Source organism: Massilia sp. WG5 (assembly GCF_001412595.2).
Lineage (GTDB): Bacteria > Pseudomonadota > Gammaproteobacteria > Burkholderiales > Burkholderiaceae_D > Telluria.
Window position 1 is genome coordinate 278,778 of record NZ_CP012640.2, and the last position, 14,724, is coordinate 293,501.

12 protein-coding genes are annotated in these 14,724 nt (G+C 67.7%); 7 read left to right on the plus strand and 5 right to left on the minus strand.

The window, feature by feature from the left end:
• The first annotated feature begins 4 nt into the window (after positions 1–4).
• Genes gcl through pyk form a run of 5 tightly spaced genes read left to right on the plus strand, consistent with a single transcriptional unit; the run spans position 5 to position 6,221 of the window.
• Complete coding sequence (gcl, locus tag AM586_RS01285) at positions 5–1,795, plus strand: glyoxylate carboligase (RefSeq protein WP_047825022.1); 1,791 nt, start codon at positions 5–7, stop codon at positions 1,793–1,795.
• Between the two features lie 10 nt (positions 1,796–1,805).
• Positions 1,806–2,585 (plus strand): hydroxypyruvate isomerase, encoded by a 780-nt coding sequence (hyi, locus tag AM586_RS01290; protein WP_047825023.1) that lies wholly within the window; start codon positions 1,806–1,808, stop codon positions 2,583–2,585.
• 32 nt (positions 2,586–2,617) lie between these two features.
• Positions 2,618–3,508, plus strand: a complete 891-nt coding sequence (locus AM586_RS01295) for a 2-hydroxy-3-oxopropionate reductase (RefSeq protein ID WP_047825024.1) — start codon at positions 2,618–2,620, stop codon at positions 3,506–3,508.
• Complete coding sequence (locus AM586_RS01300; protein ID WP_047825025.1) at positions 3,508–4,773, plus strand: glycerate kinase; 1,266 nt, start codon at positions 3,508–3,510, stop codon at positions 4,771–4,773. Before AM586_RS01295 ends, AM586_RS01300 begins: the two co-directional genes overlap by 1 nt.
• 8 nt (positions 4,774–4,781) lie before the next feature.
• Positions 4,782–6,221, plus strand: a complete 1,440-nt coding sequence (gene pyk / locus AM586_RS01305) for a pyruvate kinase (protein WP_047825026.1) — start codon at positions 4,782–4,784, stop codon at positions 6,219–6,221.
• Here pyk and AM586_RS01310 read toward each other — a convergent pair.
• The 5 genes from AM586_RS01310 to AM586_RS01330 all read right to left on the minus strand — a co-directional run bounded on the left by AM586_RS01310 (position 6,190) and on the right by AM586_RS01330 (position 12,787).
• Positions 6,190–7,806: a methyl-accepting chemotaxis protein gene (locus tag AM586_RS01310; protein WP_052233942.1), complete on the minus strand. Its 1,617-nt coding sequence runs from the start codon at positions 7,804–7,806 to the stop codon at positions 6,190–6,192. The two genes, pyk and AM586_RS01310, sit on opposite strands and share 32 nt — an antisense overlap.
• Positions 7,807–8,066: 260 nt before the next feature.
• Entirely contained in the window at positions 8,067–9,317 is a 1,251-nt protein-coding gene (locus AM586_RS01315) for an ArgE/DapE family deacylase (protein WP_047825027.1), read from the minus strand.
• Positions 9,314–11,089 (minus strand): allantoate amidohydrolase, encoded by a 1,776-nt coding sequence (locus AM586_RS01320; protein ID WP_047825028.1) that lies wholly within the window; start codon positions 11,087–11,089, stop codon positions 9,314–9,316. The genes AM586_RS01315 and AM586_RS01320 overlap by 4 nt, the downstream gene beginning before the upstream one ends.
• Positions 11,090–11,091: 2 nt before the next feature.
• Positions 11,092–12,036 (minus strand): allantoinase PuuE, encoded by a 945-nt coding sequence (puuE, locus tag AM586_RS01325; protein ID WP_047825029.1) that lies wholly within the window; start codon positions 12,034–12,036, stop codon positions 11,092–11,094.
• 31 nt (positions 12,037–12,067) lie between these two features.
• Positions 12,068–12,787, minus strand: coding sequence for a GntR family transcriptional regulator (locus AM586_RS01330; RefSeq protein WP_082439585.1), 720 nt, complete (start codon positions 12,785–12,787; stop codon positions 12,068–12,070).
• Positions 12,788–12,925: 138 nt separating this feature from the next.
• Here AM586_RS01330 and uraH point away from each other — a divergent pair, with 138 nt between their 5' ends.
• A complete protein-coding gene (gene uraH, locus AM586_RS01335; protein ID WP_047825030.1) occupies positions 12,926–13,282 on the plus strand; it encodes a hydroxyisourate hydrolase in 357 nt (118 codons plus the stop codon).
• A gap of 196 nt (positions 13,283–13,478) precedes the next feature.
• A complete protein-coding gene (locus tag AM586_RS01340) occupies positions 13,479–14,714 on the plus strand; it encodes a urate hydroxylase PuuD (protein WP_047825031.1) in 1,236 nt (411 codons plus the stop codon).
• The last annotated feature ends 10 nt before the right edge of the window (positions 14,715–14,724 follow it).

Consider the following 14,724-nt stretch of genomic DNA (forward strand, 5'->3'; position numbering starts at 1 on the left):
GAGCATGACCCGTATGAGGGCAATCGACGCGGCGGCGGCGGTACTGCGCAAGGAAGGCGTCAGCAAGGTGTTCGGCGTGCCCGGCGCCGCAATCAACCCGTTTTATTCGGCCATGAAGCGCAATGGCGGCTTCGAGCATGTGCTGGCGCGCCACGTCGAGGGCGCCTCGCACATGGCCGAGGGCTATACCCGGGCGCGCGCCGGCAATATCGGCGTGTGCATCGGCACCTCCGGCCCGGCCGGCACCGACATGATCACCGGCCTGTACTCGGCCTGGGCCGATTCGATACCAATCCTATGCATTACCGGCCAGGCGCCGCGGGCCAGGCTGCACAAGGAAGACTTCCAGGCGGTCGACATCGAGTCGATCGCCAAGCCGGTCACCAAGTGGGCCGTCACGGTGCGCGAGCCGGCGCTGGTGCCGCGCGTGATCCAGCAGGCCTTCCACATCATGCGTTCCGGTCGTCCGGGGCCGGTGCTGATCGACCTGCCGTTCGACGTGCAGATGGCGGAAATCGAATTCGACGTCGAGACCTATATGCCGCTGGCGGTCTACAAGCCGTCCGCCACCCGCGCCCAGGCCGAGAAGGCGCTCGCGATGCTGAACGAAGCCGAGCGTCCCGTGATCGTCTGCGGCGGCGGCGTGATCAATGCGGACGCCGCGGCGCGCCTGCAGGAATTCGCCGAGATCGTCGGCGTGCCGGTGATCCCGACCCTGATGGGCTGGGGCGCGATCCCCGACGACCATCCGCTGATGGCGGGCATGGCCGGCCTGCAGACCTCGCACCGCTACGGGAATGCGACCATGCTGGCCTCCGACTTCGTGATCGGCATCGGCAACCGCTGGGCGAATCGCCACACCGGCTCGGTCGAGGTCTACACCAAGGGTCGCAAGTTCGTCCACATCGACATCGAACCGACCCAGATCGGCCGCGTGTTCGGGCCCGACTTCGGCATCGTCTCGGATGCCGGCGCCGCCCTCGACCTGCTGATCGAGGTGGCGCGCGGCATCGACTCGATCGGCGGCCTGCCGAAGCGCGAAGCATGGGTCGCCGAATGCCAGGAGCGCAAACGGACCTTGCTGCGCAAGACCCGGTTCGAGGACGCGCCGATCAAGCCGCAGCGCGTGTACGAGGAGATGAACCACGCCTTCAGCCCCGATACCTGCTACGTCAGCACGATCGGCCTGTCGCAGATCGCCGCGGCCCAGTTCCTGCACGTGTACAAGCCGCGCCACTGGATCAACTGCGGCCAGGCCGGTCCGCTCGGCTGGACTATTTCGGCGGCGCTGGGCGTGTGCGCCGCGGACCCGCAGCGCGAGGTGGTCGCCATCTCCGGCGACTACGAATTCCAGTTCATGATCGAGGAGCTGGCGGTGGGCGCGCAATTCCGGTTGCCTTACCTGCACGTGGTGGTGAACAACGCCTACCTCGGCCTGATCCGCCAGGCGCAGCGCGGCTTCGACATGGATTACTGCGTCCAGCTGGCGTTCGAGAACATCAACGCGCCGGAACTGGGCAGCTACGGGGTCGACCATGTGGCGGTCGTCGAAGGCCTGGGCTGCAAGGCGATCCGGGTGCGCGACCCCGGGGAGATCCAGCCGGCCTTCGTCCAGGCGCGCGCCTGGATGCGCGAGCACCGCGTGCCGGTGGTGGTCGAGATCATTCTCGAACGCGTCACGAATATCGCGATGGGCACCGAGATCGACGCCGTCAACGAATTCGAGGCGCTGGCCGACCATCCGGCCGACGCACCGACCGCCATCGCCCACGCCGTCGCCAAGGCCATCCATTAAGGAGAACACCATGCCAAGATTCGCAGCCAACCTGACGATGCTGTTCAATGAACTGCCTTTCCTGGACCGCTTCGAGGCGGCCTCGAACGCGGGCTTCCGCGGCGTCGAGTACCTGTTTCCCTATGCCTTCGAGGCCGCGGCGCTGGCGGAGAGGCTGGACCGCCACGGCCTGGTCCAGGTCCTGCACAACCTGCCGGCCGGCGACTGGGACAAGGGCGAGCGCGGCATCGCCTGCCATCCCGGCCGCGCGGGCGAATTCCAGGACGGCGTCGGCCGCGCCATCGACTATGCGCGCCAGCTGGGCTGCCGCCAGCTCAACTGCCTGGTCGGGATCGCACCCGCCGGCGCCGATCCGGAGCGCGTGCGGCGCACCGTGGTCGACAACCTGCGCTTCGCGTCGGGCAAGCTGAAGGAAGCCGGCATCCGCCTGCTGGTCGAGCCGGTGAATACCTTCGACATCCCGGGCTTCTGGCTGAACCGCACTGCACAGGCCATCGCCCTGATCGAGGAAGTCGATTCCGACAATCTCTGGCTGCAGTACGACATCTACCACGCCCAGCGCATGGAAGGCGAGATCGGCAACACCATCGCCAAGCACCTGGCGCGCATCGCCCACATCCAGCTGGCCGACAACCCGGGCCGCAACGAGCCGGGCACCGGCGAGATCAACTTCCCGTGGTTGTTCCGGCACATCGACCGGCTCGGCTACGACGGCTGGATCGGCTGCGAGTACAAGCCGGCCGCCGGCACGGCAGCGGGACTGGCGTGGCGCCAGGCCCTGGCCGGTTGAACCGACCCTTATCACATCTGGAGGAACGAGACATGGCAAACATCGGATTCATCGGGCTGGGCATCATGGGTGCCCCGATGGCGGGACACCTGCTCAAGGCGGGCCACCGCCTGTTCACCTACACCCACGGCGAGACCCCGGCGCAGCTGCTGGATGCCGGCGCCGCGGCCTGCGCCAGCAGCGCCGAGGTGGCGCGCCAGGCGGATATCGTCATCATCATGGTGCCGGACACGCCGCAGGTGGAGGAGGTGCTGTTCGCGGAGAACGGCGTGGCTGCGGGCCTGAGCGCCGGCAAGGTCGTGGTCGACATGAGCTCGATCTCGCCGGTCGCCACCAAGGACTTCGCGCGCCGCATCGATGCGTTGGGCTGCGACTACCTGGACGCGCCGGTGTCGGGCGGCGAAGTCGGGGCCAGGGCGGCGAGCCTGACCATCATGGTGGGCGGCAGCGAGGCGGCCTTCGACCGCGTGCTGCCGCTGTTCCGGCTGATGGGCAAGAACGTCACCCTGGTCGGCGGCAACGGCGACGGCCAGATCACCAAGGTCGCCAACCAGATCATCGTCGCGCTGACCATCGAGGCGGTCGGCGAGGCCCTGCTGCTGGCGGCCAAGGCCGGCGCCGATCCGGCCCGGGTGCGGGAAGCGCTGATGGGCGGCTTCGCCTCCTCGCGCATCCTGGAAGTGCATGGCGAGCGCATGATCAAGCGCACTTTCGCGCCGGGCTTCCGGATCGACCTGCACCGCAAGGACCTCAACCTGGCCTTGACCACCGCGCGCCAGCTCGGCGTGGCGCTGCCGAACACGGCTACCGCCCAGGAGCTGTTCAACACCTGCGCCGCCCACGACGGCGGCAACTGGGACCACTCGGCCATGGTGCGCGCGCTCGAGGTGATGGCCAACTTCGCGATCGGCCAGGAAGCGTAATGGACATGCGCCCGCGCGACCTGCTCGCAAGCATGTTCGCCGCCGCGGTCGAGGCGGCCCAGCCGGCGCAGCGCATCCAGGCCTCCCTGCCGGCGCCGCCGAAGGGACGCACGGTGGTGATCGGCGCCGGCAAGGCCTCGGCCGCGATGGCCCAGGCGCTCGAGCGTCACTGGGCCGGGCCGCTCACCGGCCTGGTCGTCACGCGCTACGGCTACGCCGTGCCCTGTGAACGCATCCGCATCGTCGAGGCGGCGCATCCGGTGCCGGATGCCGCCGGCCTGGAAGCGGCGCGCCAGGTGCTGCTGGCGGTGCAGGGCCTCGGGCCGGACGACCTGGTGATCTGCCTGATCTCGGGCGGCGGCTCGGCGCTGCTGCCCTTGCCGGCGGATGGCGTGAGCCTCGAAGACAAGCAGGCCGTCAACCGCGCCCTGCTGGCGTCCGGCGCCAGTATCACGGAAATGAACTGCGTGCGCCGGCACCTGTCCGCCATCAAGGGCGGACGGCTGGCGGCGGCCTGCCATCCGGCGCGGGTCGTCAACCTCCTGATTTCCGACGTGCCGGGCGACGATCCGGCCGATATCGCCTCCGGGCCGACCGTGGCGGACGCCACGACCTGTGCCGAGGCCCTGGACATCGTGCGCCGCTACGGCATCGAACTCCCGCCCGGCGCGCGGCGCCTGCTGGAGAGCGGGGCCGGCGAGACCGTCAAGCCGGGCGACGCGCGCCTGGCCAGGGTCGGCACCCACATCATCGCCTCGCCGCAGATGGCGTTGGAAGCGGCGGCCGAGGTCGCGCGCGCGGCCGGGGTCACCCCGCTGATCCTCGGCGACAGCATCGAGGGCGAGGCGCGCGAGGTAGCCAAGGTCATGGCCGGCATCGCGCTGCAGGCGCGCCGCCATGCCCAACCCCTGGGTCCGCCCTGCGTGCTGCTGTCGGGCGGCGAGACCACGGTGACGGTGCGCGGACAGGGCCGCGGCGGACGCAATGTCGAGTTCCTGCTGGCGCTCGGCCTGGCCCTGGACGGCGCACCCGGCATCCATGCGCTGGCGGCCGACACCGACGGCGTCGACGGCGCCGAAGAGGTGGCCGGCGCTTTCCTCGCGCCCGACACGCTCGCGCGCGCCTGGGCGCGGGGCATGCGCCCGCGCGACAGCCTGACTGAGAACGACGGCCACGGCTTCTTCGGCGCGCTGGGCGATGCGCTCGTCACCGGACCGACGCTCACCAACGTCAACGATTTCCGCGCCATCCTCATCCTTCCATAGGAGTTCCGATGCTACGCCAACGCCGTTCCCGTATCCTCGCCACGCTGGGTCCGTCCAGCGCCACCATCGAACGCATCCGCGCGCTGGCCGATGCCGGCGCCGACGTGTTCCGCCTGAACTTCAGCCATGGCAGCCATGCCGACCATGCCGCGCGCTTCGAGGCGATCCGCGCGGTGGAGCGCGAGCTGGGCCGGCCGATCGGCATCCTGATGGACCTGCAGGGTCCGAAGCTCCGGATCGGCCGGATGCTCGGGGGCCGCACGCTGCTGGAGGCGGGGGCCTCGTTCCGGCTGGACCTCGATCCGGCCGAGGGCGACGTGCGCCGCGCCCAGCTGCCGCATCCCGAGATCTTCGCGGCGCTGCGCCCCGGCGCCGAGCTGCTGCTGGACGACGGCAAGCTGCGCCTGCGCGTGGAATCCTGCGGTCCGGAGCACGCCGGGACCCGCGTGCTGGTCGGCGGCCCGCTGTCGGACCGCAAGGGCGTGAATGTGCCGGGCGTGCTGTTGCCGATCTCGCCGCTGACCGCGAAGGACCGTGCCGACCTGGCCTTCGGCCTGGAACTCGGCGTCGACTGGGTCGCGCTGTCCTTCGTGCAGCGTCCGGAAGACATCCGCGAGGCGCGCGCCCTCATCGGCGACAAGGCCTGGATCATGGCCAAGCTGGAAAAGCCGGCCGCGATCGATGCGCTGGACGAGATCGTGGCCCTGTCGGACGGCGTGATGGTGGCGCGCGGCGACCTCGGCGTCGAGCTGCCGCCGCAGCAGGTGCCGGTCCTGCAGCGCCGCATCGTGCACGCGGCGCGCGCCGCCGGCCGCCCGGTGGTGGTGGCGACCCAGATGCTGGAGTCGATGACCGCGGCGCCGGTGCCGACCCGCGCCGAGGTGTCCGACGTCGCCGGCGCGATCTATGACGGCGCGGACGCGGTGATGCTGTCGGCGGAATCGGCCTCGGGCCAGTACCCGGTCGAGGCGGTGGCGGTGATGGACGAGGTGATCCGTGAAGTCGAACGCGACCCGCGCTGGCGGGTGGACCTGGATGCCTCGCATACCCCGGCCGAAGCGACTACCGCGGATGCGATCTGCTGCGCGCTGCGGCGGGTGGCCAGCCTGCTCGCGCCGGCGGCCATCGTGGCCTACACGGCCAGCGGCGCCAGCTGCCTGCGCGCCAGCCGCGAACGCCCGGCGACGCCGATCCTGGCGCTCACCCCGCACGCCGCCATCGCCCGCAGGCTTGCGCTGGCCTGGGGCGTGCATCCGCTGCCCTTCGAGGAAGCGACCACGCTGGGCGGGATGGTCGAGGATGGGGCCGCGGCGGCGCTGCGGCTCGGGCTGGCCGGGGAGGGCGACGACGTGGTGGTGGTGGCGGGTTTCCCGTCGGGGCAGGCGGGGAGCACCAATCTGCTGCACGTGGTGCGCGTCAGCCAGCACCCTCCAAGGCATCGTAGCTGAGCTGCGCGGCGCGGGTGCGAGGCGGTTCTTTCGCTTCATTTTTTAGCTTGAAGACGCCGACCACCTGCGACAGGTGAAGCGTCTGCTCTTCCAGGCGGCTTGCGGCCGCCGCCGCTTCTTCCACCATCGCCGCGTTTTGCTGGGTGGTGTTGTCCATCTCCAGGATGGCGAGGTTGATCTGTTCGATACCGACGCTCTGCTCGCCGCTGGCGCCGGCCAGTTCGTTCATCAATTCGGACACTTTACGGACGGATTCCACCAGCCCGATCATGGCGCTGCCGGCCTTGTCCACCAGGATGCTGCCGGTCGTGACCTTGGTCACCGAGTCGTCGATCAGGGCCTTGATTTCCTTGGCGGCGCCGGCGGAGCGATGGGCCAGGTTGCGCACCTCGGAGGCGACCACCGCAAAGCCGCGCCCCTGCTCGCCCGCGCGCGCCGCCTCGACCGCGGCATTCAACGCCAGGATATTGGTCTGGAAAGCGATGCTTTCGATGACACCGATGATGGCGACAACCTTGCGGGAGCTTTCGTTGATCGCTCTCATCGTGGCGACCACTTCCGCAACCATTTCCCCACCCTGGCCGGCCTGGCCGGCAGCCGATAGGGCAAATTCCCTGGCCTGGTGCGCGCTGTCGGCGTTGCTCTGGACGAGCGAGGTCAGCTCCTCCATCGAAGACGCGGTTTCTTCCAGGTTTGCGGCCTGGTTTTCGGTGCGCGACGACAGATCGAGGTTGCCTGCTGCAATTTCTGCGGACGCAATTGCAATGGTATCGGCACCGGAGCGCACTGCGCTTACCGTATCGATCAGGCTGTCGACCATGGCTTTCAGCGCGGACAGCAAACGCCCGGTTTCGTCATGGCGCGTGACCTCGATCTGTGCGGTCAGGTCGCCGCGCGAAACGGTTTCGGCCAGCCTGACCGCTTCCTTGATCGGGATCGTGACGGACCTGGTGATCAGGTAGGCAGCGAGGGCCGAGGCCAGTGTTGCGAGAACCAGTAATCCGCTCAGCAGCACGGTCGTTGAACGCGAGCTTGCGGCGGCTTCCGCGCCGGCCTGGTTCACGCGCTCGGCTTCGTATTTGAGCAGGGCGTCGAGCCGTCCAAAATACGCGTTCTGGACCGGCACCACGGTCGCGAACAGATAGGCCGTCGCCGCCGCCTTGTCGCCGCCCCTGAATTGCGCGATGGCCTCCGCGCGCTTCGATGCAAACAGCGAGAAAGCATCTTTTTCGCCGGCGAGCAGCTGCTTCTCGATATCGGATGTCAGCAAACCATTCAGCCGCGCTTCGGCTTCCCCGCTGACGCGGTCGGCATCGCCGACCATGTCGAAAAATTTTGCGGCCTGTGCGGGATCGGGTGCCAGCATGGCGTTACGCAAGGCCTGGGCGCCGCGGTTCGCATAACTGCGCATGACATTGATTTGTTCGACTGCCACATAGCGTTGAGTCACGATCTGATCGGTCAAGGCGCTGGTGCTGCGAATACGGTCGATGCCGATAATCGACATCAAAAGCATGATGACGATGACGATGCCAAATCCGATCGCCAGCCGGATCCCGATACGAAAATTAGAAAAGTTCACCATTGTTCCATCTACTCAATCGAATTGCCCGGTCGCGGCTTGCGGAATTGATATGACGTCGGCACATGCAATGTCCGCACCGGAGCGGAGTGCCGTCGCAATTTTTCTTGGGGGGTAAAACAGGGTATCAGTGCGATTCAGGAGAGGCTATTGCTTTCCGCTTCCAGCTTGGTTGGCGTTGCTCTCGTCCAACGGCTATTGTGTGTTCATTACGTCGTCCCCGCCTTCGCGGGGACGACGGCTTTTCAGTCTGCGTCTATTACTCAGTCCAGCAAATCGAACAGCGTCCGCGCAATCACCTTGGTCGCGCGGCGCAGGTCTTTCAGGTCGATATGCTCGTCCGCGCGCTTGGCATTGCTCTCGCCGACCGTGCGCGGGCCGGCGCCGTACAGGACCGCCGGAATCCCGTGCTCGCCGAACAGGCGCGCATCGGTGTACAGCGGGGTGCCGGCGGCGCCGATCGGCTCGTCGAACACGGCGCTGGCGTGGCGCGACAGGGCGTCGACCATCGGACGGTTGCCGTCCAGCGGTTTCAGGGCATTGGCCAGCAGCAGGCGCTTGATCTCGATGCTGATGCCCGGGCAGTCGGCCACCGCCTCCTGGATCAGGCGGCGCAGGCCGGCTTCGACCTCGGCCGGGTTCTCTTCCGGGATCATGCGGCGGTCCAGCTTCAGCACGACCTTGCCCGGCACCACATTGGTGTTGGTGCCGCCCTCGATCAGGCCGACATTCAGGTAAGGGTGGTTGATGCCCTTGACCTGGCTGCGGGTCTGCTTGTACAGGGTATTCTGCCCGTACAGCGCGACCAGGATGCGGGTCGCGGCCTGCAGGGCGTCGACGCCGGTTTCCGGTACGGCCGCGTGGCCCATCTTGCCGTTGACCGTCACTTCCATCTGCAGGCAGCCGTTGTGCGCGGTGATGACCTGGTAGCTGAAGCCGGCCGCGATCAGCAGGTCGGGCTTGACCAGGCCTTTTTCCAGCAGCCAGCCCGGACCGAGCTCGCCGCCGAATTCCTCGTCGTAGGTGAAGTAGAGTTCGACGCCGCCCTTCAGCGGTGCGCCCAGCGCCTCGAGGGCGCGGGTGGCGAAGGTGAAGGTCGCGAAGTCGCACTTGCTGACCGCCGCGGCGCGGCCGTACAGCTTGCCGTCGGCGATCTCGGCGCCGTAGGGCGGATGGGTCCAGCCTTCGCCCGGCGGCACCACGTCGCCGTGGGCGTTCAGGGCCACGATGCGCCCTTGACCGTCGCCGTTGCCATAGCGGCGGCGCACGACGAGGTTGGTGATCGTCTCGAGTCCGGCGGCGCGGACGGTATCAAGCGGCACCGCATGCTGCTCGGCCTCGAAGCCGAAGTCCTTCAGCAGCTGGGCGGTGCGCTCGGCGTGCGGCGCGTTATTGCCCGGCGGGGTGTCGGTGGGAACGCGCACCAGCTCCTGCAGGAAGCGCACCTCCTCGTCGAAGTGGGCGTCGATCCAGGCGTCGAGGGTCTCGTAGGGGGCGTTAGTGATCGTAGTCATGTCGGGTCCGTGGCAAGTTGGTCGAGGAGGGTTTGGAAAGCACGCACGCACAGTTCGGCGTCGTCATTGGTGATGGATTCGAGCGGGTTGTGACTGATGCCGGCGTTCTGACCGCGCAGGAACAGCATCGCCTGCGGCATCACCTGGTGCAGCATCATGGCGTCGTGGCCGGCGCCGCTGGGCAGGTGGAACACCGGCAGGCCGAGGGCGGCGACCGCGCGTTCCCACTGGCGGCGCAAGCCTTCGTCGCAGGGCGCGGCGGCGGCGCGCATGGTTTCCTCGAGCGTGAACGCGAGGCCGCGGCGCTCGCAGATCGCGCGCAGCTCGGCCTGGATATCCTGCGCGCAGGCGTCGCGCACGGCGTTGGTGGTGGCGCGCACGTCGAGGCTGAAGCGACAGCGGCCCGGCACCACGTTGATCGAGCCGCTAGGCACCTCCAGCATGCCGACCGTGGCGACCAGGTCGGGTACGGCGGCGGCGCGCTTCTCGGCAAACAGGACCAGTTCGGCCGCGCCGGCGGCGGCATCGCGCCGCATCGTCATCGGCGTGGTGCCGGCGTGGCTCGCCATGCCGGCGATCTCGCCCAGGAAACGCACGCTGCCGTTGATCGAGGTGACCACGCCCAGCGGCAGGTCGGCGTCGTCCAGCACCGGGCCCTGTTCGATATGGGCCTCGACGAAGCCGAGGTAGCGGGCGGGATCGCGCTGCAGGGCGGCGATTCCCTCGGCGTCCAGGCCGGCGTTCTGCATCGCGTCGCGCATGGTGATGCCCTCGAGGTCCCGCTGGTCCAGCCAGGCCCGGTCGAACTGGCCGGTGAGGGCGCCCGAACCGAGGAACACGGCCTTGTAGCGCTGGCCTTCTTCTTCCGCGAAGGCGACCACCTCGATCCCGAAGGGCAGGCGGCGGTCCTGGCGGCGCAGCTCGCGTACGCAGGCCATCGGCACCAGGATGCCCAGGCGGCCGTCGTACTTGCCGCCGTTGCGCACGGTGTCGTAGTGCGAGCCGGTCAGCAGGCGTTTGGCCTGCGGGTCGGCGCCGTGGTAAATGCCCACGACATTGCCGACCGCGTCGACCCGGGCTTCGTCGAAGCCGCAGTCGTCGATCATCCAGCGCGCCAGCTGGCTGGCGCAGGCGCGGTGCGCGTCGGTCAGGTAGGTGACGCACAGCTCGCCGCGTTCAAGGTAGCCGGGGTCGCTGTGGACGGCCAGCTGCTCGGCCCAGTCCCACACGTGGTTGCCGAGCACGGGTTCGTGGCCGAACTTGTCGTTCAGGCGGATCTCGGCGATGCGGTGGATGTTGCGCAGGGCTTCGGCGAATTCGAAGCCGGGCTGGTTGCCCAGGCGGCGCGCGAAGCTCGCGATGATCTCGTGCTTGCCCAGGCCCAGGCCGCGCGGACCGCGCACCGCCAGGATGAAGGGGAAGCCGAATTTCGCGTTGTAGTCGGCGTTCAGGCGCTGGATGGCGGCAAATTCCTCCGGCGTGCAGTTGGTCAGGCCGGCCTTGTTCTGTTCGTTCGTCGATTCCGCCGTCAGGGTCTTCGACACCATCGCCTTGCCGGCCAGTTCCGGGTGGGCGCGGATCAGGCCCAGCTGGGCCTCGTGCGGCGCGCCGCGCACCGCCTCGGCCAGTGCGCGCTTGAGATGGGCCAGGCTGGCGAAGGGGCGCTGCCGCCAGGCCCGCGCCGCGATCCAGGGCGAGTGTTCGTAGACGCCGTCCAGCAGCGCGGTGAAGCCCGCCTCGTCGGCGGCGTTGAGACTTTCCAGGGTGAGCATGCTTACTCCCATGCGAAGGCAGTGTCGGGGTTGAAGGGATGCACGCGCTTCCAGTGGCGCGCGATGTCGATGCGGCGCGCGACCCAGACCCGGTCGTGCTGCTCGATGTAGTCGAGGAAGCGCTGCAGCGCGCGGAAGCGTCCCGGGCGTCCGAGCAGGCGGCAGTGCAGGCCGATGCTCATCATCGACGGACGGTCCGCGCCTTCGGCGTAGTGCACGTCGAAGGCGTCGCGCAGGTAGGACAGGAAGGGATCGCCGTGCGAGAAGCCCTGGGGCAGGGCGAAGCGCATGTCGTTGCAGTCCATCGTATAGGGCACGACCAGTTGCGGCGCCTGGCTGCCGTGGGTCTTGCGGACCTTCAGCCAGAAGGGCAGGTCGTCGCCATAATAGTCGCTGTCGTATTCGAAGCCGCCGTAGTCGGCCACCAGGCGGCGCGTGTTCGGGCTGTCGCGGCCGGTATACCAGCCGAGCGGACGTTCGCCGGTCAGGCGCTCGATGGCTTCCATGCCGCGCGCCATGTGTTCGCGCTCGGTGGCTTCGTCGACGTTCTGGTAGCTGATCCAGCGCCAGCCGTGGCAGGCGATCTCGTGGCCCAGTTCCTTGAAGGCGGCGCCGATGTCCGGGGAGCGTTCGAGCGCCATGCCGACCCCGAACACCGTCAGCGGCAGGCCGCGCTTCTCGAATTCGCGCAGGATGCGCCAGACCCCGACCCGCGAGCCGTATTCGTAGATGCTTTCCATGCTCAGGTGGCGGTCGGGGAAGGCGGCCGGGTTGAACATCTCGGACAGGAACTGTTCGCTGCCGGGGTCGCCGTGCAGCACGCTGTTCTCGCCGCCTTCCTCGAAATTCAGGACGAACTGCACGGCGACGCGGGCCTGGTCCGGCCATTCGGCATGCGGCGGCCGCCGGCCGTAGCCGTGCAGGTCGCGTGGATAGCTTTGGGTCATGGAGCGCCTCTTGTTCAGGTTGAAGATGGATTCAGTGATTCAGGATGTCGGCCAGGTCGATGCGCTGCTGGTCCATGTGCAGGTTGCGCTGCACGTTGCCGAGGTGCTTGTCGACCAGGCGCACGGCGGCCTTCACGTCGCGCTTCTCGAAGGCGTCGACGATGGCGACGTGCTCCTCGTGCGATTCCTCCGCGGACTGGGTGGACTGGCGCATCAGCGCGATCAGGGACGAGCGGGTCAGCAGTTCGCTCAGCATCTGGACCAGCACCTGGTTGCCCAGCATGCGCGCCAGCACCAGGTGGAAGTCGCCCAGCAGGCGGGTGCGGCCCGGGATCTCGTCGTTCTGCAAGGCTGCCTCTTCCTGCGCCAGGTGTTCGCGCAGCTGGCGGATCTGGGCGTCGGTGATGGACGCGCACAGCTGTTTGGTAACGGCGGTCTCGAGGATGCTGCGCACTTCGAACACGTCCTGCGCTTCCTCGGCCGTCGGCTTGGCGACGAAGGCGCCGCGCGCCGGTTCCAGCACTACCAGCCGGTCGCGGCTGAGCTGGTTGAAGGCCTGGCGCACGACGGTGCGCGAGACGTCGAAGATGTCGCCGATCTTCTGCTCGGACAGCTTGGTGCCCGGCATCAGGCGGCGGTCCGCGATGGCGTTGGTGATGGAGTCGACGATGCGCTGGGTCGCGCTGCCGGCCGGCGCCGGGGCGTCGATTTGCGACGGGACGACTTTGAGCGACGGGCGGGAGCGGGTCATGGTGTGCTTTTCAAGTAATCGGTTGACATCGTGTAGTTGACTTCCTGAATAAAGTGTATACACTTTTTTTGGAAATGAAAACATAAAGTGTATGCAATCCGATCAAATTTCCTACCACGCTCACCACCAAGGAGAATCATGGGACACCTCAGCACCCACGTGCTCGACACGATGAACGGCTGCCCGGCCGCCGGCATGAAAGTCACCCTGCAGTCGCTCGACGGCGCCGAACCCCGGACCGTCAAGAGCCTGATCCTGAACGCCGACGGCCGCAACGACGGCGGTCCGCTGCTCGACGCCGGCGCCATGGCGGCCGGACGCTACCGGCTGGTGTTCTCGGTCGCGGCCTACTTCCGCGGCCGCGGCGTCGAGCTGCCGGAGCCGCCCTTCATCGACGAGGTGCCGATCGATTTCGGCATCGCCGATGCGGCCGGCCACTACCATGTGCCGCTGCTGGTCAGCCCTTGGGCTTACTCGACCTACCGGGGTTCCTAGGCCGGCAACACATGCGATAAAATTTTTATATCCAACGATAAAAAAATCGTATACAGTTATTTTCGTCGCCGCGGAGCACATCGGAGAGCCGGCCCGGCCGGTCCACCATGGTTGCGATGTTTTGCCCCTCACAGAGCCCGCTGTGGTGAAGGGAACGCAGGTCATGACGGCCTGCCTTCTTTTCGCTTGAGGCTCTATGGAAACCTATCTGCTCGACTGGGCCAACCTGTTGCTGCGTTGGACCCACGTGATCACCGCGGTCGCCTGGATCGGCGCATCCTTCTACTTCGTCTTCCTCGATAACTCGCTGCACAAGCCGACCGCGCCCGACCTGGTCGACAAGGGCGTGGACGGCGAACTCTGGGCCGTGCACGGCGGCGGCTTCTACCACCCGCAAAAATACCTGGTCGCCCCCAAGGCCATGCCCGAGAACCTGCACTGGTTCTATTGGGAGAGTTACGCCACCTGGCTGTCCGGATTCGGCCTGTTCACGGTGCTCTACCTGTTCAATGCCGGCACCTTCATGGTCGACAAGAGCGTCCACGACTGGTCGTCCGGCGCCGCCGTCGGCACCGCGCTCGGCTTCCTGGCCGCCTTCTGGTTCGTCTACGACATCATCTGCCGCACCTTCGGCCGCAGGAAGAACGGCGACCTGATCGTCGGCGCCTGCGTGTTCGTGTTCGTGATCTTCGCGGCCTGGCTGGCCTGCCAGCTGTACGCCGGCCGCGCCGCCTTCCTGCTGGTCGGCGCGATGCTCGCAACCTCGATGAGCGCCAACGTGTTCTTCTGGATTATCCCGGGCCAGCGCACGGTCGTGGCCCAGTTGAAGGCCGGCCAGCCGGTCGACCCGATCTACGGCTGGCGGGCCAAGCAGCGCAGCGTGCACAACACCTACTTCACGCTGCCGGTGCTGGTCGCGATGCTGTCGAACCACTACGGTTGGCTGTATTCCGGCGCGAACAACTGGGCCGTGCTGGTGCTGCTGATGCTGGCCGGCGCCCTGATCCGCCACAGCTTCGTCGCCCGCCACAAGGCCCTCGTGCTCGGCAAGCGCGTGCCCTGGGAGCATGCCGTGGCGGGCGTCGCCGCCCTGATGGCGCTGGCGGTCTGGCTGGTGCCGCAACCGGAAGCCGAGTCGGCCGCGCCGGTGATGGCAGCCGCTCCGGCCGCGGGCGGCGCCACCGCCCACAACGTCAGTTTCCAGGAAGTGAAAGGCGTGATCGACCAGCGCTGCGTGATGTGCCACTCGGCGCAGATCCAGAGCAAGGGCCTGGCCTTCGACAACCCGGCCTCGATCAAGCGCCATGCGCAACAGATGTACCAGCAGGCGGTCGTCCTCAAGCTGATGCCGCTGAATAACGCCACCCAGATCACCGCCGCAGAGCGGGACTTGCTGAAGCGTTGGTACGAAGAGGGCGCGCCGGTCGAATAAAGCTCCCCGA

Bases quoted from the DNA above. Each gene is read 5' to 3' on its own strand.
- uraH (WP_047825030.1), top strand. From the start codon at position 12,926: ATGGGACACCTCAGCACCCACGTGCTCGACACGATGAACGGCTGCCCG.
- hyi (WP_047825023.1), top strand. From the start codon at position 1,806: ATGCCAAGATTCGCAGCCAACCTGACGATGCTGTTCAATGAACTGCCT.
- AM586_RS01295 (WP_047825024.1), top strand. From the start codon at position 2,618: ATGGCAAACATCGGATTCATCGGGCTGGGCATCATGGGTGCCCCGATG.
- AM586_RS01330 (WP_082439585.1), bottom strand. From the start codon at position 12,787: ATGACCCGCTCCCGCCCGTCGCTCAAAGTCGTCCCGTCGCAAATCGAC.
- pyk (WP_047825026.1), top strand. From the start codon at position 4,782: ATGCTACGCCAACGCCGTTCCCGTATCCTCGCCACGCTGGGTCCGTCC.
- gcl (WP_047825022.1), top strand. From the start codon at position 5: ATGACCCGTATGAGGGCAATCGACGCGGCGGCGGCGGTACTGCGCAAG.
- AM586_RS01315 (WP_047825027.1), bottom strand. From the start codon at position 9,317: ATGACTACGATCACTAACGCCCCCTACGAGACCCTCGACGCCTGGATC.
- AM586_RS01320 (WP_047825028.1), bottom strand. From the start codon at position 11,089: ATGCTCACCCTGGAAAGTCTCAACGCCGCCGACGAGGCGGGCTTCACC.
- puuE (WP_047825029.1), bottom strand. From the start codon at position 12,036: ATGACCCAAAGCTATCCACGCGACCTGCACGGCTACGGCCGGCGGCCG.
- AM586_RS01300 (WP_047825025.1), top strand. From the start codon at position 3,508: ATGGACATGCGCCCGCGCGACCTGCTCGCAAGCATGTTCGCCGCCGCG.
- AM586_RS01340 (WP_047825031.1), top strand. From the start codon at position 13,479: ATGGAAACCTATCTGCTCGACTGGGCCAACCTGTTGCTGCGTTGGACC.
- AM586_RS01310 (WP_052233942.1), bottom strand. From the start codon at position 7,806: ATGGTGAACTTTTCTAATTTTCGTATCGGGATCCGGCTGGCGATCGGA.